The sequence below is a fragment of the Anoxybacillus flavithermus genome (assembly GCF_002742685.1).
GTDB lineage: Bacteria > Bacillota > Bacilli > Bacillales > Anoxybacillaceae > Anoxybacillus > Anoxybacillus flavithermus_E.
On record NZ_PEDM01000074.1, the window covers coordinates 1 to 1,028 of the forward strand.

A 1,028-nucleotide genomic window follows, 5' to 3' on the forward strand; every position below is an offset into this window, starting at 1 on the left:
TATGGAAGTGGCTGAAAGACGAAGTCATCGCCAACGTCCTGCATAAAGATCAAAAGGACATCGCCCAGTCGATTACTCGGTTTGAACAACATGTCTTACAGCACCCAGATGAGGTGTTACGTCGCATCGGGTGTGCTGTGTGAACCAGAGGTTAAAATGTCAATTTGGATGTATATAAAAAACAAAATATTAATAAATGTTTAGAATTTTTTAATTTTTGTATTGAAATAAATACCAAACGATAATATAATAACAATCATAAAAAACAAAATATTTATATAATTGTTAAGAAAGGGGATATTTATGGCGACAGCATTAGCATTAGGCCTCAATGAAGAGGAAAAAGCTCTATTCTCAGAAATTTATAAAGTTATGGAGAAATACAAACATCTAGACCGTAAATTTGGTCTTAGCTTAGTTCACTCACATTTCCCAATGTCAGATGGAGAAGTACTTTATGAAACTCATGATGTTGAAGCACGTACATTAAAATTAGAAGTAATTGATAAAAACAAAGCTTCGCAGAGCAAAAACACGATTATCTCTCAGTGGCAATTCGATGGAGATGGAAATCCTGTTCCAACTATGTATTGCTGCACTCTTGAATAAATAGGTAAAAAAGTACAGGGCAGAGAACAATTGTTTTCTACTCTGTACTTTTTTATGAAAAAAGAAAAATATATAAATTATATAAATTCAATTTAAAATTCCTACATGTTTAACCAACACCTATCATTGCCAATCGGTTTCATCCTACTCGAAAAGAGTTGTGAGGATCCATTGTTTTGTTTTTAGAATACTCTCTGAATTTCCAGAAAAAGTGCTCCAACGCATCGGACAGATAGCTATTTCGGAATATTAATCTGAACTTATATAGGATTAAAGGTTGAATAAATATGATGAAGGTAATATCAAAGTTAAGAGGAACTACTAGCCCTTTTTTAATAGAATATTATGGAAAATTATATGTTTTGTAACTATTCACCCCAGTGCTAGTGTATAAAAAAGCCCAACACAAATAGGGCATC

The 1,028-nt window shown here is 32.7% G+C and carries 1 protein-coding gene; it reads left to right on the forward strand.

Annotation, left to right across the window (positions count from 1 at the left end; translation table 11 throughout):
* Positions 1-303: 303 nt before the first annotated feature.
* Entirely contained in the window at positions 304-609 is a 306-nt protein-coding gene (locus CS060_RS13960; RefSeq protein ID WP_052025641.1) for a hypothetical protein, read from the forward strand.
* Positions 610-1,028 lie beyond the last annotated feature (419 nt).